The following is a 24304-nucleotide window of genomic DNA, read 5'->3' on the forward strand; positions in this document are numbered from 1 at the left end:
GCGATCCCGTCGCCCGGGATCGCGTCGCGCCATCCCGTCGGATCAGGCCGTCTGCTCGCCGTTGCCGGCATTGTGCCCATCGGCGCGCGGCCACAGCGCGGGATCGAGCCGCTCTCCGCGCAGCAATTGCAACGGGGCGCGGTGGTAGAGCTGGATGTCGTGGAAGGGGTCGGTGATGATCTTCGTCGCCCAGGCCAGGCCGGTGCGCAGGTCGCGGATCACCGCCAGCTGCAGCACGCGGAACACCAGGCCGCCCACGCCCAGCCAGAACCAGAGCAGGCCCAGCTGGTGCAGGTAGTCGCCGAAGCCGGTGGCCGGCTCGAACAGGCCGAACAGGCCCGGCTGCAGCCACAGCGCGACCGGCGACAGCGCCCACAACCCCATCAGCACGACCTTGCGGCGCAGGTTGTAGCCGACCTTGATCTCTTCCTTGTGCTCGTGCGTCGCCTGGTTCACGTGGTCGTAGCCCTTGGGCTCGAAGAAGAAGTGACCGGCCTGCCGGCTGGTCATCGAGACGCCCCAGGCCAGCAGCGCCGACCAGGCCGGATCGACCAGCAGCAGCCCGTAGGCGACCACGAAGCAGCAGGCGCTGAGCAGATGCAGCGACTGGTTGATGCGGCAGTGGTGGTAGTAGCGGTGGTCGTCCCAGCGCTGTTCATTCAGAAGTGCCAGAAAGTCCTTCATGCGGGCCTCGTCCGTGAGATGACCATGAGATGAGCCGTGGAGCGTGCCGTCACTCGATGGCAGTGCCGTGATGGCACGATGGCACGTCGATGACGGACGCGTGGCGACTGTGTCCATCGGGCGTGTCAGGCGCGTGACGATCGGCGCCGTCACAGAACTGTTGCGTTGGCCGCCCATCATCCGCGCCATGACGACCCCGCCGATCGAACTCGAAGTCGACGAACTTCCCACGCGCCAGCGGCATTTCCGCGTCGCGGTGGTGACGGAGACCTATCCGCCCGAGGTCAACGGCGTGGCGCGCAGCATCGCCTGCGTTGTCGGCGGGCTGCAGGCGCGCGATCACGCGGTGCAGCTGCTGCGGCCGCGTCAGGCGCCAGCGGGTGCGCCCGCGGCCGGCGAGTCGCCCGTCGACGAGATCCTCATGCGCGGTCTGGCCGTGCCGCGCTACCCGCACCTGCGCATGGGCGTGGTGTCCAAGCGCACCCTGGTCAACCTCTGGGCCAGCAAGCGGCCCGACGTCGTCCACATCGCCACCGAAGGCCCGATGGGCTGGTCCGCGCTGCAGGCCGCCCGCCATCTCAAACTGCCGGTGGTGTCGGAGTTCCGCACCAACTTCCACGCCTATGCCCAGCATTACGGCATCGGCTGGCTGCGGCGGCCGCTGCTGGCCTATCTCCGCAAGTTCCACAACCGCTGCCACGCGACGATGGTGCCGAACGCGGCGCTCGCGGGCGAACTCATGGCGCAGGGATTCCGGCACGTGAGCGTCATCGCCCGCGGCGTCGACACCCACCTCTTCCATCCCTCGCGCCGCAGCGAAGCGCTGCGGGAGCACTGGGGCGCAGCGCCTGGCGACCCGGTCCTGCTCCACGTCGGCCGGCTGGCCGCCGAGAAGAACCTCCAGCTCCTGGTCGACCTCTGGCCCACCATCCGCCAGCGCCATCCGCGCGCCCGGCTCGTGCTCGTCGGCGATGGGCCCGCGCGCGCCGACTTCGAACACGCGCTTCCCCCTTCCTCGAACGTCGTGTTCGCCGGCATGCAGCACGGGGAACAACTCGCCGCCTGCTACGCCAGCGGCGACCTCTTCGCCTTCCCCAGCATCACCGAAACCTACGGCAACGTCACGCCCGAAGCACTCGCCAGCGGCCTGCCAGTGATGGCCTACCAATACGCCGCGGCAGCACTGCTCGTGCGCGACGGCGCGAACGGCGGACTCGCACCGTTCAATGAACCAGCGGCGTTTCAGGCTCGGACGCTGGCACTGCTCGAGGACCTGCCTCGCCTGCGTGCAATGCGCATCGCAGCGCGAGCCAGCGCGGAATCCCTCGACTGGGAAGGCATCGTGCAAGGGATCGAACAGGTCTACGCCTCCGCCATCGACGGCACCTCGGTCGCGCTGCGGGCAGGGTCGCAGCTGTCGGGGATCGAGGCTAGGGCCCATTGACGGCAGCGGACAAGCGCAGGTGAAGGAAGCCCGGGGCCGGCAGCGGCGCCCGCTTTCGGCACTCAACTCCCGCCGCTCACCTTCGGCTCGCTTTGGTCAGACAGAACGTGCCTGGTCAGTTTTTGGAAGCGGGCGCCGCTGCCGGCCCCGGGCTCCCTTCACCTCACACCAGAGAGCGGTTCGAAGAGGTCGGCGCCACACCATCACGGACGCGACGGCGGATCATCAGGATCAGCACGCAGGCGAAGACGAAAGCGCCCAGCGCGCTCATCAACCAGACCAGCGGAACTCCCATCGCCTGCAGCGCGGTGTAGCAACCCAGCATCAGCAAGATGCTCAGGTTCTCGTTGAAGCCCTGCACCGCAATCGAACGGCCAGCGCTCAGGATCTGCACGCCACGGTGCTGCAGCAAGGCATTCATCGGGACCACCATCGCACCACCCACCGCACCCACCAGCACCATCGCCGGCAGCGCCCAGCCCAGCGACGTCACCCACGGCGTGCCCAGCATCAAACCACCCAGCATCAGACCCAGCGGCATCACCCGCAACGAGTGCTGCAGCGCAATCCATCGGCCCGCCAGGCCCGCGCCCACCACAACCCCAATCGCCACCGTGGCCTGCAGGTACGCGCCCTGGTTCAAACGCAGACCCAGCACGTCCTGCGCCCATTGCAGGACCGCCAGCTGCAAGGTCGCACCCGCACCCCAGAACAGCGTCGTCATCGATAGCGACAAGCGACCACCCAGCCGGTCGCGCCACAGGGCGCGGTTGGAGATCCGGAAATCACGCACGATGTCCAGCGCGCGGCGCGGCGGCCGGGGATAGACGATGCCGCTCTCGGGCACGCGCAGCTGCAGCAGCGCCGCCAGCGCATAGACGCCCAGCAGCGCGTACAACGACGCGATCAGCGGACGCGCCACGCCCCATCCCCCCATCGCCGCCATCCACCACGGGCTGACCAGCAGGCCGCCGACCAGCGTGCCCAGCAGCACCGAGCACACCACCGACACCTCGATCCACCCGTTGGCCGCCACCAGGCGCGTCGGCGGAACGATCTCCGTGATGAGGCCGTACTTGGCCGGCGCATAGCAAGCCGCGGCCGTGCCGACGATGCCGAATGCCAGCAGCGGATCCAGGCCCAGCGCCATCGCGCCGACCCCCAGCGCCTTCAGCCCATTCATCCAGCTCATCAGCGCCACCTTGGGCCAGGCATCGGCGATCAATCCCACCACCGGCGCCAGCCCGACGTAGGAGAGCGTGAAGCACAGCTTCAGCAGCGGCGCCCACCAGGCCGGCTGTCCCATCTCGCGCAGCAGCGCGATGCCGACGATGAGGAGCGCGTTGTCGGCGAGCGCGGAAAGGAACTGCGCGGTGATGAGGGTGTGGAATCGCGGGGGCATGTGGGGCGGCCAGTGCGCGGCGAGTATGCGAAGGCGCCGTGACCGACCGTTGACACGCGATTGACATCGCCGCGACAGCCCGCGGACAGCCCCCGCGGCGCGTCCACATCACCAGGTCGCCACCGGGAACGAATTGACACGCCCGCCGCGCGGACCCGTCCGGCACCCCCTCCACGATCAGCGACAATCCCGCCGCTATGTTTGCCCTGTTCGAAGACGCCGGAAAATTCCTCGCCGGCCGCATCCTGTCCGAAGCCGAATCCTCGATGCAGATCGAGCTCGATTCGGGCAAGCGCGTCAAAGTGAAGACCGCCCATGTGCTGCTCAAGTTCGACAAGCCCGCGCCGGCCGAGCTGATCGCGGAGGGCCAGCGCCTGGCCGCCGAGATCGACCTCGACCTGGCCTGGGAGTTCGCGCCCGAGGGCGAATTCGGCTTCGCCGACCTGGCCCGCGACTACTTCGACGAGAAAGCGACGCTCGGCCAGCAGACCGGCGCGCTGTTCCGCCTGTTCGAGGCGCCGCACTATTTCCGCCGGATGGGCAAGGGCCTGTTCAAGAAGGCGCCGGCCGAGATCGTCAAGGCCGCGTTGCTGGGCATCGAACGCAAGAAGCAGGTCGCGGCGCAGATCGAGCAGTGGGCCGACGAGCTCGCCGCGGGCCAATGCCCGGCGCCGATCGGCGACCAGATCTACAAGATCCTCTTCCGCCCGGACAAGAACGGCCCGGAGTACAAGGCCGTCGTCGAGGCCGCCAAGCGCAGCCACAAGGCGCCGCTGGACCTGCTCAAGGACGCCGGCGCGATCGCCAGCCCCTACCAGTTCCACTGGAAGCGCTTCCTCTTCGAGCACTTCCCCAAAGGCACCAGCTTCCCCGCGCTGTCCGCGCCGCAGATCAAGGACGAGCTGCCGCTGGCCGGCGTGCGCGCGTTCTCGATCGACGACTCCGCCACCACCGAGATCGACGACGCGCTGTCCGTCCAGGGCCTGGGCACCGGCACGGTGGTCTTCGGCGTGCACATCGCCGCGCCGGGCCTGGCGATCCAGCCGGACTCGCCGGTGGACAAGGTCGCCCGCGAGCGCTTCTCCACCGTCTACATGCCGGGCTGGAAGCTGACCATGCTGCCCGACGACGTGGTCCAGGCCTACACGCTGATCGAAGGCCGCGACTGCCCCGCCGTCAGCATCTACCTGACGATGGACGAGGCGACGCTGGAGATCACCGCCCGCGAGACCCGGCTCGAGCGCGTGCCCATCGCCGCCAACCTGCGCCACGACAAGCTGGACCACGTCATCACCGACGCCACGCTGACCGGCGCGGCGCCGGCCGACTACGACTTCGCGCCGGAACTGGCCTTCGCCTACCGCCTGGCCAAGGACCTCAAGGCCAAGCGCGAGGTGGTGCGCGGCAAGCCCGAGACCTTCAACCGGCCCGACTACAACTTCCGCCTGGAGGGCAACGGCGAGCACGAACCGGTGGGCGCCGAGCAGGTCAGCATCTCGGTGCGCCAGCGCGGCACTGCGCTGGACCTGATCGTGGCCGAGGCCATGATCCTGGCCAACTCCAGCTGGGGCGGCATCCTCGCCGACTGCGGCGTGCCCGGCATCTACCGCAGCCAGGCCAGCCTGGCGCCGGGCATGAAGGTCCGCATGGGCACCAAGCCCGCGCCGCACGCCGGCATGGGCGTGGCGCAGTACACCTGGGCGACGTCGCCGCTGCGCCGTTATGTCGACCTCGTGAACCAGTGGCAGATCATCGCCTGCGCCCGCCACGGCAAGACCGCCGCGCTGGCGGCGCCGTTCAAGCCCAAGGACGCGGCGCTGTTCTCGATCATCTCGGGCTTCGACGCCGCCTACAGCGCCTACAACGGCTTCCAGTCCGGCATCGAGCGCTACTGGACGCTGCGCTATCTGCAGCAGCAGGGCATCACCGAGCTGACCGCCGCGGTCCTCAAGGACGGCCTGGTCCGCGCCGACGAGCTGCCGCTGGTGTTCCGCGCGCTGGGCTGCGAATCGCTGCCGCGCAACAGCCACGTCAAGGTCCGCATCACCGGCCTGGATGAGCTGACGCTGGAGGTGCACGCCAACCTGGTCGAGCGCCTGGATGCCGAGGCCGCCCCGTCCGGCGACGCGGAAGCCGAGGAGGACGAAGAGCCCAGCGGCGTGCTGACGCTGGCGATCGACGTCAACGACGAAGGCGCGGATAGCGCCGACACGACCAAGGGCACGGACGGCGCGGCGACGCCCGCCCCCGCCGCCTCCTGATCCGCTTCCGCATGTTCACGATGCCCAAGCTCAGCCTCCTGCAGTACGCGCTGATCGTCTCGGCCGGGGTGCACCTGGGCCTGGGAACGCTCAAGTTCGTCGCGCCCGACCAGTTCGACCGCCTGTTCCAGGACACGCCGCTGGAGGTGGTGCTGGTCAACGCCCGCGGCCAGGAGGCGCCGGTCAAGGCGCAGGCGCTGGCGCAGGCCAACCTGGCCGGCGGCGGCGAGATGGCGGCGGACCTGCGCGCCACGTCGCCGCTGCCGCCCTCGCCCAAGGCCGAGACCGGCGACAGCACCGAGGTCCAGCACAGCCAGATCCAGCAGCTGCAGGTGGCCCAGGAACAGCTGCTCACCCGGGTGCGACGGGAGCTTGCGCTGCTGCCGCCGCCCGACCCCCAGCGCGACAAGGGCACGCCCGAGGCGCGCGAGCAGGCCGAGCGCCGCCGCCAGCTGGTGCACCTGCTTGCCGAGATCGAGAAGCGCGTCAACGAGGAGAACGCGCGGCCGAAGAAGCGCTACGTCAGCCCGGCCACGCGCGAGGTCGTCTACGCCCAGTACTACGACCAGCTGCGCCGCCGCATCGAGAGCCGCGGCACCCGCGACTTCCCGACCTACCAGGGCCGCAAGCTCTACGGCGAGCTGACGATGAACATCCATGTGGACGCCCGTGGCCGCGTGGTGGAGACCGACATCGTGCAGAGCTCCGGCAACGCGGTGCTGGACCGGCGGGCGGTGGCCATCGTCCGGGCCAGCGCGCCGTTCGGCAACTTCACGACGCAGATGCGCCAAGGCGCGGAACTGCTGGTGATCACCTCGCGCTTCCGCTTCACCCGCGACGAGAACCTGGAAACGACCCTCAGCGGGCAGCCGTCCTGACGGCGCCCGCCGCGGCCGGATCGCGTGGCCGCGCCCCTTCTTATATAGACGTCATGAGCGCAGATCCGACTTCCGCCGCCGCGACCACCACGACTGCCACCACCGCCGGGCCGGACCGGTACGCCGTCGCCGGCAATCCGGTGGCGCACAGCCGTTCGCCGGAGATCCACGCCACCTTCGCCGCGCAGACCGGCCAATCGCTGGTCTACGAGCGCCTGCTCTGCCCGCTCGATGGGTTCGAGGCCGCGATCCGCGACTTCGTCGCCAGCGGCGCGCGCGGCTGCAACGTGACGGTGCCCTTCAAGTTCGACGCCTTCCGGCTCGCGGCCCGCCGCACGCCGCGCGCCGCGCTTGCCGGCGCGGTCAACACGCTGCGCTTCGACACGGACGGCGGCTGGCTCGGCGACAACACGGACGGCGCCGGCCTGGTGGCCGACATCGAGCGCAACGCCGCGCGCCCGCTGCGCGGCCTGCGCGTGCTGCTGATCGGCGCCGGCGGGGCTTCCGCCGGCGTGCTCGGCAGCCTGATCGGCGGCCGACCCGCGGAGATCCGCATCGTCAACCGCAGCGCCGACAAGGCGCTGGCCCTCGCGGCCAGCCACCGCGCCTGGGCCGACGACCACGGCGTGCGCCTGAACGCGGGCGGACTCGACACCCCCGCACCGGACGGTCGGCACGACGTGCTGATCAACGGCACCAGCGCCTCGCTCAGCGGCGCCGGCCTGCCCTTGCCGGATCCGGACGCGCTGGTGCTGGCCGCCGGCGGCCTGGCCGTCGACATGATGTATGGCGCGTCCGCCGCCCCCTTCCTGAACTGGGCTGCGGGCCAGGCGGGCGCCGGCGGCGCGACCCGCGACGGCCTGGGCATGCTGGTCGAGCAGGCGGCCGAGGCCTTCCTCCTCTGGCGCGGCGTGCGCCCGGACAGCGCGGCGGTGCTGGCCGACCTGCGCCGTCGACTCGCCGCCCATTGAGACCCGATCGAGGACCCATTGAGGACCGCTCCATGAAACAGTTCTGGCGATTCGCCGGCATGCTGCTCGTCAGCGTCCTGTGCCTGCAGCTGTTCTTCGCCGCCCGCATCGCGCTGATGACGGTGGTGTCGCCGCAGTCGACGACCTTCCAGCGCTCCGAAGCGCTGCGCCTGCTGCGCGAGAAGCACCAGATCCTCTGGGCCCAGCAATGGGTCGACGGCTCCTTGATCAGCAAGCACCTCAAGCGCGCCGTGATCGCCAGCGAGGACGCCGGTTTCAACGAACACGGCGGCGTGGATTGGGACGCGCTCGAAAAGGCCTGGGACAAGAACCAGCGCGCGCAGGAGCTGGCCGACCAGCGCGCCGCCCGCTTGGCCAAGACGAATCCAAACAAGCCTGCGCCGGTCCCCAAGGTCATCGGCGGCTCGACGATCTCGCAGCAGCTGGCCAAGAACCTGTTCCTGAACTCGGAGCGCAACTTGCTGCGCAAGGGCCAGGAACTGGTGCTGACGCTGATGCTGGAAGCGCTGCTGGACAAGCAGCGCATTCTGGAGATCTACCTGAACAACGTCGAGTGGGGCGAGGGCGTGTTCGGCGCCCAGGCCGCCGCCCGTCACTACTACCGCGTCGACGCCGCCCGGCTGGGCCCCAACCAGGCGGCGCGCCTGGCGGTGATGCTGCCGGCGCCGAAGCGGTTCGAGAAACGCCCAGGTTCGCCGTATGTGATCGGGCGGGCTGGCACCATCGAGGCCCGGATGGGCGCGGTCGACATCCCCTGACGCTTGGGCCAGGGATCGCCCGCCCAGGGCCGAGCCGCCGAAAGGGCGCCATGACACCCGAATTGACGACCGAGATCGCCGCCGCCGCCGCCCGCCTGGTGGTGGAGGAAGGCCTGGAATACGGCCCCGCCAAGTCGCGCGCGCTGAAGGTGCTCGGCCTGCCGCCGCGCACCGCGCTGCCCAGCAACGATGAACTGGAAGACCAGGTACGCGAGTATCTGGACATCTTCTGCGCCGACACGCAGCCGGCCGAGCTGCTGGCCCTGCGCGAACTGGCCGCCACCTGGATGGAGCGGCTGGCCGAGTTCCGCCCCCACCTGAGCGGCGCCGTCTGGCGCGGCACCGCCACCCGGCTGTCCCACATCCATCTGCAGTTGTATTGCGATGACAGCAAATCGGCGGAGATCGCGCTGCTGAACCAGGGCGTGGACTATGACGTCGGCCAATCCCGCAATGCCAAGGGCGAAACCGTCGACCAGCTCGTCCTGGATGTGCCTTGCCGCGCGCTGAACGAGCGGGTGGCGATCGCGCTGACCATCCTGGATCACGACGACCTGCGCGGCGCGCTCAAGCCCGACGCGCGCGGCCGGACCGAACGCGGCGACCTCGCCGCGCTGCGCCAACTGCTGAACGGGAAGGAAGATTGAATGCAACGACGCGCTGTTCTGGGACTGGGCGCCGCTGGCGTGGTGGCCGCCGGCGCGGGGGCCTACCTCGCGCTTCATCATGAAAGGCAGGCCGGCGGTGGGGGCGGCGCAGCGCCGTCGGGACCGCTCTCGGCGGAAGCCGCGGCGTTCTGGAACGCCAGCTTCGACACGCTCGACCAGCAGACCTACGAGCCCGGCGCCCACCTGCGCGGCAAGCCGCTGCTGCTGAACTTCTGGGCCACCTGGTGCGCGCCTTGCGTCAAGGAATTGCCGGAAATCAATCAGTTTCACGACGAGTTCTCCTCCAAGGGGTGGCACGTGCTCGGTCTGGCCGTCGACGCGCCGACGCCCGTGCGGGGCTTCCTCGAGAAACTTCCGTTGAAGTTCCAGGTCGCCCTCGCCGGGCTCACCGGCACCGATCTGTCCAAGACCCTGGGCAATGCCAAGGGAGGCCTGCCGTTTACCGTCGCCTTCAGCGCGCAAGGCGAGCCGATCTGGCGCAAGTTGGGAGCCACCCACCTGGAAGAACTGCGCGAGATGGCCCGCGCGATGAAGTCCTGAAGCCTCGACCGAAGGCTCGTCAAGGCCTGCTCGGCCATAGCGGGCGGCCTGAAGCTGGTCAAGCCTTTTATTTTTGGCTTGCTGCCGGGATCTGAACCCAAAAGGCGTAAAGTCCACCCTTTTACGCTTCTAGTGTCTTCGCTCTAATTGGCGGGACCGGTCGCTGAATGCAAGTCCTGGTACTACACGGCCCCAACCTCAACCTGCTCGGCACCCGAGAGCCTGGGGTCTACGGCGCGACCACTTTGGCGGAGATCGACGCAGATCTTCGCCGGATCGCGCAGGAAGCCGGCGTAGCTCTGGAGAGCTATCAAAGCAACCACGAAGGTGGCTTGGTAGACCGCATTCAAGCAGCCGGACGCGACGGCACGCGCTTCATCATCATCAATCCGGCGGCCTACACCCACACCAGCGTCGCGATCCGCGATGCGCTTGCGGCGGTGGCGCTGCCGGTGATTGAAGTGCATCTGTCCAACATCCACAAGCGCGAACCGTTCCGTCACCACAGCTACGTGTCGCCGGTCGCGGAAGGCGTGATCTGCGGACTGGGTCCGGCCGGCTACCGGTTGGCGCTGCAGTTCGCGATCCAGCAATTGAGCCGGCCGGCCTCGTCCCCCTGAGCGCCGCGGTCCGCCTGCCGCCGGACCGGAAGACAACCCGAAGATCACAACCGATCCCCGTTGGAGAGTTCATATGGATTTGCGCAAGCTCAAGACCCTGATCGACCTCGTCTCCGAGTCGAACATCTCTGAACTTGAAATCACCGAGGCCGATGGCAAGGTGCGCATCGTCAAGTCCGATGGCCAGCCCGTCGTGGCGGCCATGCCCATGATGCAGGCGCCGCAGATGGTCGCCGCGCCGGCAGCGCAGGCCGCCGCCCCGGTCGCCGCCGCACCTGTGGCCGCGCCGGCCCCGGCCGCGGAAACCGGCCACATCGTCAAGTCGCCGATGGTCGGCACCTTCTACCGCGCCTCCAGCCCGAACGCCAAGCCGTTCGCCGAGGTCGGCCAGCAGGTCAAGGAAGGCGACCCGATCTGCATCATCGAGGCCATGAAGATCATGAACGAGATCGAAGCCGACAAGACCGGCACGATCACGAAGATCCTGATCGAGAACGGCCAGCCGGTGGAATTCGGCCAATCGCTGATCGTCATCGAGTAAGGCGGTCCGAGATGTTCAAGAAGATCCTCATCGCGAATCGCGGCGAGATCGCCTTGCGTATCCAGCGCGCTTGCCGCGAACTGGGCGTGAAGTCGGTCGTCGTGTATTCGGAAGCGGACCGCGACGCGAAGTACGTGAAGCTGGCCGACGAGGCCGTCTGCATCGGCCCCGCCCCGTCCGCGCAGAGCTACCTGTCGATGCCGGCCATCATCGCGACGGCCGAGGTCACCGACGCCGAGGCGATCCACCCCGGCTACGGCTTCCTGTCCGAGAACGCGGACTTCGCCGAGCGCGTCGAGCGCAGCGGCTTCACCTTCATCGGCCCGACCCCGGACAACATCCGGACCATGGGCGACAAGGTCTCGGCCAAGCAGGCCATGATCAAGGCCGGCGTGCCCTGCGTGCCCGGCTCCGAGGGCGCCCTGCCCGACGATCCCAAGGAGATCGTCCGCATCGCCCGCGCGATCGGCTATCCGGTGATCATCAAGGCCGCCGGCGGCGGTGGCGGCCGCGGCATGCGGGTCGTCCACACCGAGGCCGCGCTGGTCAACGCGGTGCAGATGACCAAGGCCGAGGCGGCCGCGGCCTTCGGCAATCCGCAGGTCTACATGGAGAAGTTCCTGGAGCATCCGCGCCACGTGGAAATCCAGGTGCTGGCCGACGGCCACAAGAACGCCGTCTGGCTGGGCGAGCGCGACTGCTCCATGCAGCGCCGCCACCAGAAGATCATCGAGGAAGCGCCGGCGCCGGGCATTCCGCGCCGCCTGATCGAGCGCGTCGGCGACCGCTGCGCCGCCGCCTGCAAGAAGATGGGCTACCGCGGCGCGGGCACCTTCGAGTTTCTGTACGAGAACGGCGAGTTCTACTTCATCGAGATGAACACCCGCGTGCAGGTCGAGCACCCGGTGACCGAACTGGTGACCGGCGTCGACATCGTGCAGATGCAGATCCGCATCGCCGCCGGCGAGAAGCTGCCCTTCACCCAGCGCAACATCACGATGCGCGGTCATTCGATCGAGTGCCGCATCAACGCCGAGGATCCGGTGAAGTTCATCCCGTCCCCCGGCCGCATCACGATGTGGCACCCGCCCGGCGGTCCCGGCGTGCGCGTGGACTCGCATGCGTACACCAACTACTTCGTGCCGCCGAACTACGACTCGATGATCGGCAAGATCATCGTCCACGGCGACACCCGCGAGCAGGCCCTGGCCCGCATGCGCATCGCACTGTCGGAGACCGTCGTCGAAGGCATCCAGACCAACATCCCGCTGCACCGCGAGTTGATGGCCGATGCCAAGTTCATCGAAGGCGGTACCGACATCCACTACCTCGAGCAGTGGATGGCCGCCCACAAGCGCTGAACCGCAGGCGCTGCCCGATCAGCGCCGACCGCCGCTGAGCGACAATGCGCAGGCCCTCAAGCGTGGACGCTGGTCCGCCTTGAGGGCTTCTCCATTTCAGAAGTCCCCCGAAGTCCCGGAGCCGCCATGAGCGAAAACCACGGCGAAGACCACGCCAACGATCCCCTGCTGCACGAGCTCGTGCTGATCTGCCGCGAGGAGGATGTCGAGACCGTCAGCGACGCGCTGATGGAGATCGATTCGCTGGCCGTCTCCGTCGAGGATGCCGATGCCGACACGCCCGCGGAGCGCGCGCTGTTCGGCGAGCCCGGCATGCCGGCGCCGCGCGCGGGCTGGGAGCGCTCGGTGGTGAAGGCGCTGTTCGCCGAGGAAGCCGAGGCCACCGAAGCCGCGACGCTGATCCTGGCGCAGGACTGGGCCACCGACGTCCACGTGCAGGCGATCCAGACCGTCGCGCAGCAGGACTGGGTGCGGCTGACGCAATCGCAATTCGCGCCGGTGGAGATCACGCCGGAGTTCTGGATCGTCCCGTCCTGGCACGAGGCGCCGGCGCAGGCGCGGCAGGTCATGCGGCTCGACCCGGGCTTGGCATTCGGCACCGGCACCCATCCGACGACACGCATGTGCCTGCGCTGGATCGCGCGCCACGGCGCCGAGGCCGCCCACTGGGATCGCGTGCTCGACTACGGCTGCGGCTCCGGCATCCTGGCCATCGCGGCCGGCTTGTTCGGCGCGAAGTCCATCGACGCCGTCGACATCGACCCGGCCGCGCTGATCGCCTCGACGCACAACGCCAAGGACAACGGCGTGACGCTGAACGCCGCGATGCCCGATGCCGCGAACGGCGAGTACCCGGTGGTGCTGGCCAACATCCTGGCCACGCCGCTGAAGCTGCTGGCGCCGCTGCTGTGCAACCACCTGCGCCCGGGCGCGCACCTGGTGCTGGCCGGCATCCTCGAGCGCCAGGCCGATGAGTTAAAGGCCGCTTACGCGCCGCACGTGGCCCTCGAGGTCGCCGACAGCGAGGACGGCTGGATCCTGATGACGGCGCGTCGCCCTGCCTGATCCATCGCTCGAAGGACCACTCGCCGCACGCACGCTGACCCGCCTGACCGATCACCTGCGGGCATCCCCATTGCCTCGCCCGGGCCGATGAACAGCCACATCGCGTGGTCGCGCGCCCGTGGTGACGGTGTGTCAACCGGGGGGTGTTCGCGTCAAGGACTGACCCTGCTTCGTGGCATCATCGCGCCCATGAATCTCGCGACCCGCTGCACGACCTGCGGCACCATCTTCCGGGTGGTGCAGGACCAGCTGCGCGTCTCCGAAGGCTGGGTCCGCTGCGGCCGCTGCGCCGAGGTCTTCGATGCCCGCGAGCAGCTATTCGATCTCGAGCGCGACAGCCCGCCGCCCTGGCCGCCGCTGAGCCCCTCGGCGGAGCCCGCGCCGGTCGACCGCCGCCCGCCGCCGCCCGCGCCGACGCCGCCCCCGCCGGCCTATCGCGACGACTTCCCGCCGAGCCAGCCCGCGCCCTTGCCGCCATCGAGGCCGGTTGCGCCGCCCCCGCCGGTCTTCGCGCCGGAGCCCGTCTTCGCACCGGAGCCGCCGGCTCACCACCAACCACCGCGCGACAGCGGCTGGATCGCCGCCGACGACGAGTCGCTCAATCCCTTCGCGCCGCCGCGCCGCATGGCCGACGACGAGCCGATGGACGACATCGTCGATGCGCGCTTCAACGCGACCGGCGTCGACGAACGTCCGCACGAAGCGCGCCGGGAACCCTTCCTCGAGGCACCCGCCGCGCCCGATCCGCGATCGCACCTGCCCGAACCCAAGGGCATGCGCTTCGAGGAGGATGAGCTGCCGCCGCCGATGATCGACGACGACGAGCGCCCTGACGTGACGCTGGCGCTGAGCCCGGCCACCGCGGCGCAGCTGCGCGCGAATGAACCGGCGCCGGAGCCGGACCTGGGGCCGTCGCTCGAACCTTCGTCGTCGATGATGGCGCCCGACGAGGACGCCATCGCCGAGGCCAAGCGCGCGGCCAAGGCCGCGAGGAAGCGCCGGTTCTGGAATCCGTTCAAGCGCCGCCGTGCCGCCGCGCCCCGACCGACGGAGAGCCCCGAAACCACGATGACGGTGCTGGCGGCGGAGTCCGAACTCCTGGCCGCCCGCGCGGCCGCGTCGACCGCCAGTGCGGACGCGATGTCCGCGCAGGGCTCACCGAGCGTGATGCCCGACCAGTTGCCGAGCTTCATGCGCCAGGCCGAGTCGGCACGACGCTGGAATCGCCCCGGCGTGCGCCTGGCGCTGGGCAGCGCCGCGACGGTCCTGGCGCTCGGGCTGATGGGCCAGTTGCTCTGGCATGCCCGCGAGGCGATCGCGGCGCAGTACCCGACGGCCAAGCCGGCGCTGGTTTCGGTGGCGCAGGCGCTGGGCCAGGAGATCAAGCCCTGGCAGCACATCGAAGCCTTGAGCGTCGAAAGCAGCAGCCTCAATCCGGCCGGCGCCGCCAACCACTACCGCTTCAGCATCAGCCTGCGCAATCGCAGCAATTGGGAAGTGGCGCAGCCGTGGGTGGACCTGAGCCTGACCGACGCGAGTGGCGTGCTGGTCGTGCGCCGCATGCTCTCGCCGGCCGAGATGCAGGCCGGCCGCGTCGCGCTGCCGGCCGGCGCCGACCAGCAGCTGCAACTGGTCTTCGACAGCGGTACGCAGAAGATCAGCGGCTACTCGGTCGAGCTCTTCTACCCCTGACCGGGGACACGGGCCACCGCCCGAACGATCCTTCTCCCTCTGATGGGCGCCGCGCAGGCGCCCTTCTTCTTTGGCGACCCCAATGGGAGGCCGCAAAGAAAAAACCCGGCTTGCGCCGGGTTCGGAGGGCTCGACGAACCGGACCCGAAGGTCCGGTCATCGTTCAAGCTCAGGGCTTGTTGCCGGTCGGGAAGGGCCAGGCGGCTTGCGGGCTCAGCGCGGTCTTCGCAGCCGGGGCCGGCGCAGCGGCAGGCTTGGCAGCGGGGGCAGCGGCAGGCTTGGCAGCAGCCTTCTTCGGTGCAGCGGCCTTCTTCGGAGCAGCAGCCTTCTTGGCGGCCGGCTTCGCAGCAGGCTTGGCGGCGGCCTTGGGGGCAGCCTTCTTCGCAGCAGCGGCCTTCTTGGCAGGCGCAGCCTTCTTCGCGGCGGGCTTCGCAGCCTTGGCAGTGGCCTTGATCGGCGGCTTCTTGGCGGCAGAGGCCTTCTTGGCCGGCGCAGCCTTCTTGGCAGCGACCTTCTTGGCCGGTGCGGCCTTCTTGGCCGCAACCTTCTTCGCCGGTGCCGCCTTCTTCGCAGCAGCCGCCTTCTTGGCCGGAGCGGCCTTCTTCGCCGGCGCCGCCTTCTTCGCAGCAGCGGCCTTCTTCGCCGGCGCAGCCTTCTTGGCCGGAGCGGCCTTCTTCGCCGGCGCGGCCTTCTTGGCCGGAGCCGCCTTCTTCGCGGCCGGAGCCTTCTTCGCAGCGGCCTTCTTGGCCGGAGCCGCCTTCTTGGCCGGAGCGGCCTTCTTCGCAGTTGCCATTTCAGTTCTCCTTGATCAAGTGGAAATAGCCCTGCCCGTCATCAACCGGTTGATGCCGGTGCAGGTATTCACCGCCCACGACGCGCGGGAGTTGCGCTCCGCGGTGCGGTGAATCGGGTTGCGGTGCGCCTCCGCCGCTTCTATGTCGGTCGGTCGGCGCATCGCCAAGCTTGATCTCTTCTTCAACAAACAATGCTCGAGGGTCACTCCGCCTCGGACCTCATCAGTCCCAGGACAGCGCGCCGCCCGATTGGTATTCGATCACTCGCGTTTCGAAGAAGTTGCGTTCCTTCTTCAGGTCAATCATTTCGCTCATCCAGGGGAACGGGTTTTCCTCGTTCGGGAAGAGCGCTTCCAGGCCGATCTGCGTCGCGCGACGATTCGCGATGTAGCGCAGGTAGCCCTTGAACATGGCCGCGTTCAGGCCCAGCACGCCGCGCGGCATCGTGTCCTCGGCGTAGCGGTACTCGAGCTCCACGGCCTTCTGGAACAGCGCCTTGATCTCCGCGCGGAATTCAGGCGTCCACAGGTGCGGGTTCTCGAGCTTGATCTGGTTGATCAGGTCGATGCCGAAGTTGCAGTGCATCGACTCGTCGCGCAGGATGTACTGGTACTGCTCGGCAGCACCGGTCATCTTGTTCTGGCGGCCCAGCGCCAGGATCTGCGTGAAGCCGACGTAGAAGAACAGGCCTTCCATCAGGCAGGCGAAGACGATCAGCGACTTGAGCAGCGTCTGATCGTTCTCCGGGGTGCCGGTGACGAAGTTGGGATCCATGATCGCGTCGATGAACGGGATCAGGAATTCGTCCTTGTCGCGGATCGACTGCACCTCGTGATAGGCGTTGAAGATCTCGCTCTCGTCCAGGCCCAGCGACTCGACGATGTATTGGTAGGCGTGGGTGTGGATCGCTTCCTCGAAGGCCTGGCGCAGCAGGAACTGGCGGGCTTCGGGGGCCGTGATGTGGCGGTAGGTGCCCAGCACGATGTTGTTGGCGGCCAGCGAATCGGCGGTCACGAAGAAGCCGAGGTTGCGCTTGATGATTCTGCGTTCATCGTCGGTCAGACCGTTCGGGTCCTTCCACAGCGCGATGTCGCGGGACATGTTCACTTCCTGCGGCATCCAGTGATTCGCGCAGGTGGCGAGGTACTTCTCCCACGCCCACTTGTACTTGAACGGGACCAGCTGGTTGACGTCGGTCTGGCCGTTGATGATGCGTTTGTCGGCGACGTTCACACGGCGCTCGCTCGCGTTGGCGATCGACGAGGCAGAAGAGGACACCGAACCCGCCGCGGAGGCGGCGGCATCACGCGCGACGGCTTGCGTCGCTGCGTGGATCGATGCGCCCGACTGCGGCGCGTTGCTCGAAGGTTGACGGTCTTCTTCCCAAACCAGCATGGTGGTCTTCCTATGGTCGCGGATTATCGGAGTGTTGTGTTCAAACACAAAGGACTTCTTGACTTTGACGCCGCTTCGCTGTTGCTGGTCCGCATCGCATTCGATGCGTCGGACCACGTGCGTCGCATCTCCTGATGAGTGCGATGCCGCGCGATCTCGGCACGCGGCGGGAGCCGGAGCGGACGTCCGATCAAGCATTCATCGATCGCTCGCGAGGCCGGGCGGAAAAATCGCCGATCGCCGCGAACATCGATGAACACTCGCATCGCGAGCGTCGGAGGTATCGACGCATGACGTCGACACCTCCTGTTTCGATTACTGGCAGGCCTCGCAACCGGGGTCGTCGATGGCGCAGAACTTGACGTCCGTCGCCGGCGACACGTCGCCCAGATCCGGCGAGACCGAAGTCTCGATCGGCGCGACCGCAACCGGTGCCGCCGCGACCGGCGCGGCGCTCAGGCCACCGATGCCGCTGCTCACCGCGTTGAGCTGGCCGGCGTTCTGCACGGTGCTCTTCTCGGCATGCGTCGCGCCCATCGTGCGGAGGTAGTAGGTGGTCTTCAGGCCACGCTGCCACGCCAGCTTGTAGGTCTCGTCCAGGCGCTTGCCCGAGGCACCGGCCATGTAGATGTTCAGGCTCTGCGCCTGGTCGATCCACTTCTGGCGGCGCGCGGCGGCTTCCACCAGCCACACCGGATCCACTTCGAACGCGGTGGCGTACAGGTGCTTGAGTTCCTCGGGCACGCGGTCGATGCGGCGCAGCGAGCCGTCGAAGTGCTTGAGGTCCATGACCATCACGTCGTCCCACAGGCCCAGCTTCTTGAGGTCGCGGACCAGGTGCTCGTTCACCACGGTGAACTCGCCCGACAGGTTGGACTTCACCGACAGGTTGCCGAAGCAGGGCTCGATCGACGCGTCGACGCCGATGATGTTGGAGATCGTCGCGGTCGGCGCGATCGCCACGCAGTTGCTGTTGCGCATGCCGTCACGGGCGATCTTGGCGCGCAGCGCGTCCCAGTCCAGCGACGACGAGCGGTCCACGTCGACGTAACCGCCGCGGGCTTCGGCCAGCAGGTTGAGCGAGTCGATCGGCAGGATGCCGCGGTCCCACAGCGAGCCGCGGTAGCTGCTGTAGCGGCCACGCTCGGCGGCCAGTTCGGTCGAAGCCCAGTAGGCGTGATAGCAGACGGCTTCCATCGAGCGGTCGGCGAACTCGACCGCGGCGTCGGAGGCGTAGGGCACGCGCAGCTGGTACAGCGCATCCTGGAAGCCCATGATGCCCAGGCCCACCGGACGGTGGCGCAGGTTGGAGTCGCGCGCCTTCTTGACCGCGTAGTAGTTGATGTCGATGACGTTGTCGAGCATGCGCATCGCCGTCGACACCGTCTTCTTCAGCTTCTCCTGGTCGATCTTGCCGTCCTTCAGATGCTGCGACAGGTTGACCGAGCCCAGGTTGCAGACCGCGATCTCGTTGTCGTTGGTGTTCAGCGTGATCTCGGTGCACAGGTTGGACGAGTGCACGACGCCGACATGCTGCTGCGGCGAGCGCACGTTGCAGGCGTCCTTGAACGTGATCCAGGGATGGCCCGTCTCGAACAGCATCGTCAGCATCTTGCGCCAGAGGTCGCGGGCCGGCATGCGCTTGTGCAGCTTGAGCTCGCCGCGGTCGACCTTGGCTTCATAGGCCGTGTAGGCGACCTCGAATTCCTTGCCGAACAGGTCGTGCAGGTCCGGGCAGGTGGACGGGCTGAACAGCGTCCAGTCGCCGCCTTCGATGACGCGCTTCATGAACAGGTCGGGAATCCAGTTCGCCGTGTTCATGTCGTGGGTGCGGCGCCGGTCGTCACCGGTGTTCTTGCGCAGCTCGAGGAATTCCTCGATGTCCAGGTGCCACGTCTCCAGGTAGGCGCAGACGGCGCCCTTGCGCTTGCCGCCCTGGTTCACCGCGACGGCGGTGTCGTTGACCACCTTCAGGAAGGGGACCACGCCTTGCGACTTGCCGTTCGTGCCCTTGATGTGCGAGCCCAACGCGCGCACCGGCGTCCAGTCGTTGCCCAGTCCGCCAGCGAACTTGGACAGCAGCGCGTTTTCCTTCAGCGCTTCATAGATGCCGTCCAGGTCGTCGGCCACCGTCGTCAGGTAGCAGCTCGACAGCTGCGAGCGGCGCGTGCCCGAATTGAACAGCGTTGGCGTGGAGCTCATGAAGTCGAAGGTCGACAGGACTTCGTAGAACTCGATGGCTCGGGCTTCGCGGTCGATCTCGTTCAGCGCCAGGCCCATGGCCACGCGCATGAAGAAGGCCTGCGGCATCTCGATGCGGGTGCCGTCCACATGCAGGAAGTAGCGGTCGAACAGCGTCTGCAGGCCCAGGTAGTCGAACTGCAGGTCGCGCTCGGCCTTCAGCGCGGCGCCCAGCTTGGCCAGGTCGTACTGCTGCAGCTTCTCGTCCAGCAGCTCGGCCTGCACGCCCTTCTTGATGAAGCCGGGGAAGTAGTCGGCGTACGCGGTGGCCATCTCGGCCTGTGTGACCTCGCGGCCCAGGATCTCCTTGCGGATCGTGTGCAGCAGCAGGCGGGCGGTGGCGCGGGTGTAGCCCGGGTCCTTCTCGATCAGCGTGCGCGCGGCCAGGATGGCGGCCTTGTAGACCTCGTCCATCGGGACGCCGTCGTACAGGTTGCGCTTGGTCTCGGCCAGGATGGGCTCGGGCTTGACGTCCACGCCCAGGTTCTCGCAGCTCGACGAGATCAGCGCCGCCAGCTTGTTCAGGTCGAGCGGCACGCGCACGCCGTTCTCGATCACCGAGATGCCGGACTCCAGCACCGCGGCCTGGCGCTGCTCGCCCTGGGCGGCGCGCTCCTGGGTGCGGCGCTCGCGGTACAGCACGTAGGCGCGCGCCACTTCATGGTGGCCGCCGCGCATCAGCGCCAGCTCGACGTGGTCCTGCACGTCCTCGATGTGGAAGGTGCCGCCGGCCGGGCGCGAGCGCAGCAGCGCGCGCGTCACCGAATCGGTCAGCGCGTCGACGGTCTCGCGCACGCTGGCGGACGCCGCACCGCTGGTGCCGTGCACCGCGAGGAAGGCCTTCATCATCGCCACGGCCACCTTGCTCGGCTCGAAGTGCACCACCGCGCCGTTGCGGCGGATGATCTGGTGCTGCGGGAAGCTGGCCGAAGCGGCGGCGGACTCGCGCGGAGCCTGGGCCAGGCCCGTTTCAGCGGTCGGTGTGGCGGCGACAGTCTGCATGGGATCCTCGTCTGTTCTGGTGTCTGGAAAAACAAAAAAGCTTCGCCCGGCCCGGCTTGTCCGAAGGGCCCGGCGATCAGGGGGTCAGGTGATGTCGGCGGTGCTGCTGATGCGCCCGGACTTGGGATTCCCGGTCCTCCGACCAAGGGGTCGGCAGCGCGGGCAAGACGTCTGAGGGAGCATTCATCGCCGTGTTTGCGAAGTCAGCAGGATAGCATGCAAAACACTATATCTAGTGGTCACGGCACCTTCAAGGAACTAGCGGTAGCGTCATCGCCCTTGACGTTCACCACCCGCTGGTCTAGCGGGAAGACCTGACCCCGCACAGCCCCGATGGATTCGCGCATCGTGTCCGCAAGCCCAGGATTGGCGCGGGTTGCAGGCGGGAATCGGGCGCGAGGGCCGATGGTTGCTGAGCAGGCGTCAATGGCGTTTCGATGACACGCCGCGCCGCTGTCCCCACCCGTTAGGACAACCCCGCCCTAGGACCTTCCCGGAGGCGCCACCGGCGGTGGGGTCATGGTCGCATTGCGCGCAGTTCCGCTGGGATGCGAACCGGTCAGGACTCGTCGCCGCCGACCGAGATTTCCAGCCGCGCCATGCGGTAGCGCATCTGCCGCAGCGACAGGCCCAGGCTGGCGCCGGCCGCAGTGCGGTTGTTGCGGTGCTGCTCGAGCGCCCGCAGCAGAATCTGCTTCTCGACCTCGTCCAGATAGGTGGCGAGGTCCGCCGGCAGCGGCGCACCGCCACGCGCCTCGGCGGGCAGAGCGGCGCCCAGCGGCGGCTCCGCGGCCACCTCGGCGGTCTCCGCCGGCGCGTCATCCAGGCCCAGCACGCTGTCGGGCAAGCCGAGGTCGGCCAGGTCGATGCCGTCGCCGCTGGACAGCGCGAGCGCGCGATGCAGCAGGTTCTCAAGCTCGCGCACGTTGCCCGGGAAGCTGTAGCGCGACAGCGTCGCCAGCGCCGCCGGCGTCAGCGCGGGCACCGGCGCCACGCCGGCGTCGGCGGCGATGCGCTGCAGGATGCGCGCGCTGATCGGCGCCAGGTCCTCCATGCGCTCGCGCAGCGGCGGGACGCGGATCTGGATCACGTTGAGCCGGTAATACAAGTCCTGGCGGAAGCGGCCGCCGGCCACCTCCGCGGCCAGGTCCTTGTGGGTCGCGCTGAGCAGCCGGACATTGACCGGCATTTCCGCCACCGCGCCCACCGGCCGCACCGAGCGCTCCTGCAACGCGCGCAGCAGCTTGGACTGCATCGCCAGCGGCAGGTCACCGATCTCGTCGAGGAACAGCGTGCCGCCCTGCGCCGCCTGGAAGAAGCCCTCGCGGTCCTCGCTCGCGCCGGTGAAGGCGCCCTTGCGATAACCGAAGAACTCCGCTTCCAGCAACTGCTCCGGGATCGCGCCGCAGTTCACCGCGATGAAGGGCTGGGGACGGCGCGCGCTGACGTCATGGATCGCGCGCGCCACCAGCTCCTTGCCGGTGCCGGACTCGCCGTTGAGCAGCACCGGCGCCATGCTGCGCGCGACCTTCTCGATCAGCTCGCGCACCTGGCGCATCGGCGCCGAGTCGCCGACCAGGCGCTCCAGCGCCGTGGTCGAGCCGGTCAACGGCGGCGCGGCGCGGGCCGGCTTGCGCGCTTCGGCCGGCGCGGGCCGGGGGGCCTCGACCGAGCTCAGCACATCGAAGGCGCCGGGCGCGGTCGGCGCGAAAGCATCCGGCGCGGCGGCGACGGACATCGCGCTCGAGGCCGCGTTCGATGCCGCGTTCGATGCCGGGTTCGACGTCGCACTCCACCCCGGGCTCGACGCCGCCGCCGGCGCGGACGAGAACGGCTTGGGCACAGGCCCTTCCATCTTCGGCGTCCGGCCGAGCGCCGACGCGACCACCATCCGGAACTGGCGCAGGTCCACCGGCTTGGTCAGGTAGTCGTAGGCCCCGGCCTTGAGCGCCTCGACCGCGTTCTCGGCCGAGCCGTAGGCGGTGATGACCAGCGCGCGCTCGCTGCGCCCCTGCTGCTCCAGCCAGCGCAGGATGTCCAGGCCGCTGCCGTCGGGCAGCCGCATGTCGGTGATGACCGCGTCGTAGCGGCGCGTGCCCAGCAGCTCCAGCGCGTCCTCGACGGTGCCGGCGCTGTCCAGCGAGAAGCCCTCGCGCAGCAGCGTCATCTCGTAGAGGGTGCGCAGGTCGGGCTCGTCGTCGACGACCAGCAGGCGGGGATCAGCGCTCATGGAGTTCGGTATCGGGGAAATGGGAATCCGGTCCCGCGGACGGGACCGAGGCAAGCGCGGCGCCTGGCGAAGCCGGCCGCGACAGCAGCACGCGGAACTCGTTCGCCTCGGCGTTCGGCCCGGTGTCGCGGCGGTGATATTCGATGCGGGCGCCGTAGCGCTCGCACAGCTCGCGGCAAATGTACAGGCCCAGGCCGGAGCCCCGGCTGCGCGTGGAGAAGAAGGGCTCGAACAAGTGTCTTTCGACCTCGGCCGGGATGGGCTCGGCGCGGCTGAACACCGACAGCCGCACCCACTCGCGGTCCTCGCCCAGCTGCACGCGCAGCGCGCCCGGACCGGGGCGCGCGTGGCGCAGGCCGTTGTCCAGCAGGTTGATCAGGACGCGGCGCAGGTGCTCGGGCTCGAAGCTGACGAGCAGGCCGTCGCGCTCGATCTCGACGCGCAGCGGGCTGGCCTCGCCGCCGGGCAGCCGCTGGGTGGTGGCCCAGTCGGCGCAGTACTCGCGCACCAGCGGCGCGACGGCCAGCGTCAGCGCCACCGGCGCGATGCCGGGCGCGACCTCCATCACGTCGTCGACCAGGCGCTTGAGCCGCTCGACGTTGGACGCCACCATGCGGGTGAGCTGCTCGCCCTTGGGGTCCTGCGCGAGGTCCTCCGACAGCAGCGCGTTGGCCTGCGCGATCGCGGTCAGCGGGTTGCGGATCTCGTGCGCGATGCCGGCCGACACGCGCCCCATCGCGGCCAGCTTCTCCTGGCGATTGCGGGCTTCGAGCAGGCGGTTGTCCTCGAGGAAGAGCACGCACAGGTCGTCGCCGTCCAGCGGCCGCAGCGTGAAGCGCATGCGCACCCGCAACGAGCGCTGCGAGCCGCGGCCGAAGTCCAGCAGCAGGTCCCGGCCGGCCTCCGGCCAGAGCTCGCCGGCGAAGGCCTTCTCGACCGCCCGCAGCAGCGGCTTCCAGGCCGGCGTAGTGTCCAGCCGGAACGCCCCCGAGCGCAGCGAGGCGCCTTCCGCGAGCAGCGCCCGCGCCGCCGGATTGGCGGTGCGCACCAGGCCGCGGCGGTCGACGACGGCGACACCCTCCTCCATCTCCTCGATGACGAGGCGGTTCAGGTCGGCCTGCTGCCGCGCGTACTCGAGGCTGCCGCGCGCGGCGCGCTCCTCGCGCGCCAGGCGCGACGCGATCTCGTTGGCCAGCAGCGTGACCACGAACAGGCCGCAGCCCAGCAGCCCGGCCTGGCTGATGCGCAGCGCGCCGTCCTGCTCGTTCAGCACCGCCCAGCCGGACATCGACAGCAGCACCAGGCTGGGCAAGGCGGCGCAGCCCAGCGCGCGCAGCCGCGGCTGCAGCGCGCCGGCCATCAGCGCCGGCATGAAGAACAGCGCGCCATAAGGGCCGCTGGGATCGCGCACCTGCAGCAGCGTGAACAGCACCAGGTCGGCGCCGATGCTGACCATGAACTGCCGCGTGCTCAGGCCGGCGCGCTCCTTCGACGGCGTCTCGCCGCCGCCGAACCAGCGCGGCAGCATCCACGCCAGCACCGCCTGCGTGCCGTAGATCAGCGAGATCAGCGTCGTCCAGCCGGTGGGCTTGGCCCCCATCAGGCCGGCCAGCGACTGCGTCGCCAGCAGCGCCAGACCCAGCGCCGCGCGCGCACCCATGAAAGCGCGATACAGGCGCTGGATGGTGCTGGCGCTGATGGCGCCGACGGTCTCGGAGGTGGCCATGTGGTCCGGC

General features: G+C 68.9%; 19 protein-coding genes. 12 read left to right on the forward strand and 7 right to left on the reverse strand.

Features of this window, described 5'->3' with window-relative positions; translation table 11 throughout:
* Positions 1–42: 42 nt before the first annotated feature.
* Positions 43–684: a hypothetical protein gene (locus tag BM393_RS13895; RefSeq protein ID WP_091727019.1), complete on the reverse strand. Its 642-nt coding sequence runs from the start codon at positions 682–684 to the stop codon at positions 43–45.
* Positions 685–754: 70 nt separating this feature from the next.
* On the opposite strand from BM393_RS13895, the gene BM393_RS13900 reads away from it, so the two are divergent.
* Positions 755–2128, forward strand: a complete 1374-nt coding sequence (locus tag BM393_RS13900; protein WP_254783445.1) for a glycosyltransferase family 1 protein — start codon at positions 755–757, stop codon at positions 2126–2128.
* A 163-nt stretch (positions 2129–2291) separates the two neighbouring features.
* Here the strand turns inward: BM393_RS13900 and lplT are convergent, their stop codons facing one another.
* On the reverse strand, positions 2292–3530 hold the full coding sequence (lplT, locus tag BM393_RS13905; RefSeq protein WP_091727022.1) for a lysophospholipid transporter LplT: 1239 nt from the start codon (positions 3528–3530) through the stop codon (positions 2292–2294).
* Positions 3531–3727: 197 nt separating this feature from the next.
* On the opposite strand from lplT, the gene BM393_RS13910 reads away from it, so the two are divergent.
* The 11 genes from BM393_RS13910 (at position 3728) to BM393_RS26295 (ending at position 14906) form a co-directional block, all read left to right on the forward strand.
* Positions 3728–5791 (forward strand): ribonuclease catalytic domain-containing protein, encoded by a 2064-nt coding sequence (locus BM393_RS13910; RefSeq protein ID WP_091727025.1) that lies wholly within the window; start codon positions 3728–3730, stop codon positions 5789–5791.
* Positions 5792–5811: 20 nt separating this feature from the next.
* A complete protein-coding gene (locus BM393_RS13915; protein WP_091731498.1) occupies positions 5812–6669 on the forward strand; it encodes a TonB family protein in 858 nt (285 codons plus the stop codon).
* Positions 6670–6722: 53 nt separating this feature from the next.
* Entirely contained in the window at positions 6723–7640 is a 918-nt protein-coding gene (gene aroE, locus BM393_RS13920; protein WP_091727029.1) for a shikimate dehydrogenase, read from the forward strand.
* A 32-nt stretch (positions 7641–7672) separates the two neighbouring features.
* Positions 7673–8419, forward strand: coding sequence for a transglycosylase domain-containing protein (locus tag BM393_RS13925; protein ID WP_091727034.1), 747 nt, complete (start codon positions 7673–7675; stop codon positions 8417–8419).
* A gap of 50 nt (positions 8420–8469) precedes the next feature.
* The gene (locus BM393_RS13930) at positions 8470–9066 is read left to right on the forward strand and encodes a hypothetical protein (RefSeq protein WP_091727039.1); all 597 of its coding nucleotides are present in this window, start codon (positions 8470–8472) and stop codon (positions 9064–9066) included.
* Complete coding sequence (locus tag BM393_RS13935; RefSeq protein ID WP_091727043.1) at positions 9067–9627, forward strand: TlpA disulfide reductase family protein; 561 nt, start codon at positions 9067–9069, stop codon at positions 9625–9627.
* Positions 9628–9794: 167 nt separating this feature from the next.
* A complete protein-coding gene (aroQ, locus tag BM393_RS13940; RefSeq protein WP_091727046.1) occupies positions 9795–10247 on the forward strand; it encodes a type II 3-dehydroquinate dehydratase in 453 nt (150 codons plus the stop codon).
* A 73-nt stretch (positions 10248–10320) separates the two neighbouring features.
* Positions 10321–10788 (forward strand): acetyl-CoA carboxylase biotin carboxyl carrier protein, encoded by a 468-nt coding sequence (gene accB, locus BM393_RS13945; protein WP_091727050.1) that lies wholly within the window; start codon positions 10321–10323, stop codon positions 10786–10788.
* A gap of 11 nt (positions 10789–10799) precedes the next feature.
* Entirely contained in the window at positions 10800–12149 is a 1350-nt protein-coding gene (gene accC / locus BM393_RS13950; protein ID WP_091727054.1) for an acetyl-CoA carboxylase biotin carboxylase subunit, read from the forward strand.
* 168 nt (positions 12150–12317) lie between these two features.
* The gene (gene prmA / locus BM393_RS13955; RefSeq protein ID WP_091731503.1) at positions 12318–13214 is read left to right on the forward strand and encodes a 50S ribosomal protein L11 methyltransferase; all 897 of its coding nucleotides are present in this window, start codon (positions 12318–12320) and stop codon (positions 13212–13214) included.
* A 189-nt stretch (positions 13215–13403) separates the two neighbouring features.
* Complete coding sequence (locus BM393_RS26295; protein WP_175538341.1) at positions 13404–14906, forward strand: zinc-ribbon and DUF3426 domain-containing protein; 1503 nt, start codon at positions 13404–13406, stop codon at positions 14904–14906.
* A gap of 169 nt (positions 14907–15075) precedes the next feature.
* Here the strand turns inward: BM393_RS26295 and BM393_RS13965 are convergent, their stop codons facing one another.
* The 5 genes from BM393_RS13965 to BM393_RS13985 form a co-directional block, all read right to left on the reverse strand.
* Positions 15076–15699 (reverse strand): histone, encoded by a 624-nt coding sequence (locus BM393_RS13965; protein WP_091727062.1) that lies wholly within the window; start codon positions 15697–15699, stop codon positions 15076–15078.
* A gap of 223 nt (positions 15700–15922) precedes the next feature.
* The gene (locus tag BM393_RS13970; RefSeq protein ID WP_091727066.1) at positions 15923–17095 is read right to left on the reverse strand and encodes a ribonucleotide-diphosphate reductase subunit beta; all 1173 of its coding nucleotides are present in this window, start codon (positions 17093–17095) and stop codon (positions 15923–15925) included.
* Positions 17096–17410: 315 nt separating this feature from the next.
* Positions 17411–20338, reverse strand: coding sequence for a ribonucleoside-diphosphate reductase subunit alpha (locus BM393_RS13975; RefSeq protein ID WP_091727069.1), 2928 nt, complete (start codon positions 20336–20338; stop codon positions 17411–17413).
* A gap of 559 nt (positions 20339–20897) precedes the next feature.
* A complete protein-coding gene (locus BM393_RS13980) occupies positions 20898–22568 on the reverse strand; it encodes a sigma-54 dependent transcriptional regulator (protein ID WP_091727072.1) in 1671 nt (556 codons plus the stop codon).
* Complete coding sequence (locus BM393_RS13985) at positions 22558–24294, reverse strand: PAS domain-containing sensor histidine kinase (RefSeq protein ID WP_091727076.1); 1737 nt, start codon at positions 24292–24294, stop codon at positions 22558–22560. The genes BM393_RS13980 and BM393_RS13985 overlap by 11 nt, the downstream gene beginning before the upstream one ends.
* Positions 24295–24304 lie beyond the last annotated feature (10 nt).

This window comes from Mitsuaria sp. PDC51 (assembly GCF_900113225.1).
Lineage (GTDB): Bacteria > Pseudomonadota > Gammaproteobacteria > Burkholderiales > Burkholderiaceae_C > Roseateles.

What these genes read in the sequence shown, in the direction of transcription:
- BM393_RS13930 (WP_091727039.1), top strand. Translation starts at nt 8,470, where the DNA reads ATGACACCCGAATTGACGACCGAGATCGCCGCCGCCGCCGCCCGCCTG.
- BM393_RS13910 (WP_091727025.1), top strand. Translation starts at nt 3,728, where the DNA reads ATGTTTGCCCTGTTCGAAGACGCCGGAAAATTCCTCGCCGGCCGCATC.
- BM393_RS13925 (WP_091727034.1), top strand. Translation starts at nt 7,673, where the DNA reads ATGAAACAGTTCTGGCGATTCGCCGGCATGCTGCTCGTCAGCGTCCTG.
- BM393_RS13935 (WP_091727043.1), top strand. Translation starts at nt 9,067, where the DNA reads ATGCAACGACGCGCTGTTCTGGGACTGGGCGCCGCTGGCGTGGTGGCC.
- aroE (WP_091727029.1), top strand. Translation starts at nt 6,723, where the DNA reads ATGAGCGCAGATCCGACTTCCGCCGCCGCGACCACCACGACTGCCACC.
- lplT (WP_091727022.1), bottom strand. Translation starts at nt 3,530, where the DNA reads ATGCCCCCGCGATTCCACACCCTCATCACCGCGCAGTTCCTTTCCGCG.
- aroQ (WP_091727046.1), top strand. Translation starts at nt 9,795, where the DNA reads ATGCAAGTCCTGGTACTACACGGCCCCAACCTCAACCTGCTCGGCACC.
- BM393_RS13985 (WP_091727076.1), bottom strand. Translation starts at nt 24,294, where the DNA reads ATGGCCACCTCCGAGACCGTCGGCGCCATCAGCGCCAGCACCATCCAG.
- BM393_RS13895 (WP_091727019.1), bottom strand. Translation starts at nt 684, where the DNA reads ATGAAGGACTTTCTGGCACTTCTGAATGAACAGCGCTGGGACGACCAC.
- accC (WP_091727054.1), top strand. Translation starts at nt 10,800, where the DNA reads ATGTTCAAGAAGATCCTCATCGCGAATCGCGGCGAGATCGCCTTGCGT.
- BM393_RS26295 (WP_175538341.1), top strand. Translation starts at nt 13,404, where the DNA reads ATGAATCTCGCGACCCGCTGCACGACCTGCGGCACCATCTTCCGGGTG.
- BM393_RS13915 (WP_091731498.1), top strand. Translation starts at nt 5,812, where the DNA reads ATGCCCAAGCTCAGCCTCCTGCAGTACGCGCTGATCGTCTCGGCCGGG.
- accB (WP_091727050.1), top strand. Translation starts at nt 10,321, where the DNA reads ATGGATTTGCGCAAGCTCAAGACCCTGATCGACCTCGTCTCCGAGTCG.
- BM393_RS13975 (WP_091727069.1), bottom strand. Translation starts at nt 20,338, where the DNA reads ATGCAGACTGTCGCCGCCACACCGACCGCTGAAACGGGCCTGGCCCAG.
- BM393_RS13965 (WP_091727062.1), bottom strand. Translation starts at nt 15,699, where the DNA reads ATGGCAACTGCGAAGAAGGCCGCTCCGGCCAAGAAGGCGGCTCCGGCC.
- BM393_RS13980 (WP_091727072.1), bottom strand. Translation starts at nt 22,568, where the DNA reads ATGAGCGCTGATCCCCGCCTGCTGGTCGTCGACGACGAGCCCGACCTG.
- BM393_RS13900 (WP_254783445.1), top strand. Translation starts at nt 755, where the DNA reads ATGGCACGATGGCACGTCGATGACGGACGCGTGGCGACTGTGTCCATC.
- BM393_RS13970 (WP_091727066.1), bottom strand. Translation starts at nt 17,095, where the DNA reads ATGCTGGTTTGGGAAGAAGACCGTCAACCTTCGAGCAACGCGCCGCAG.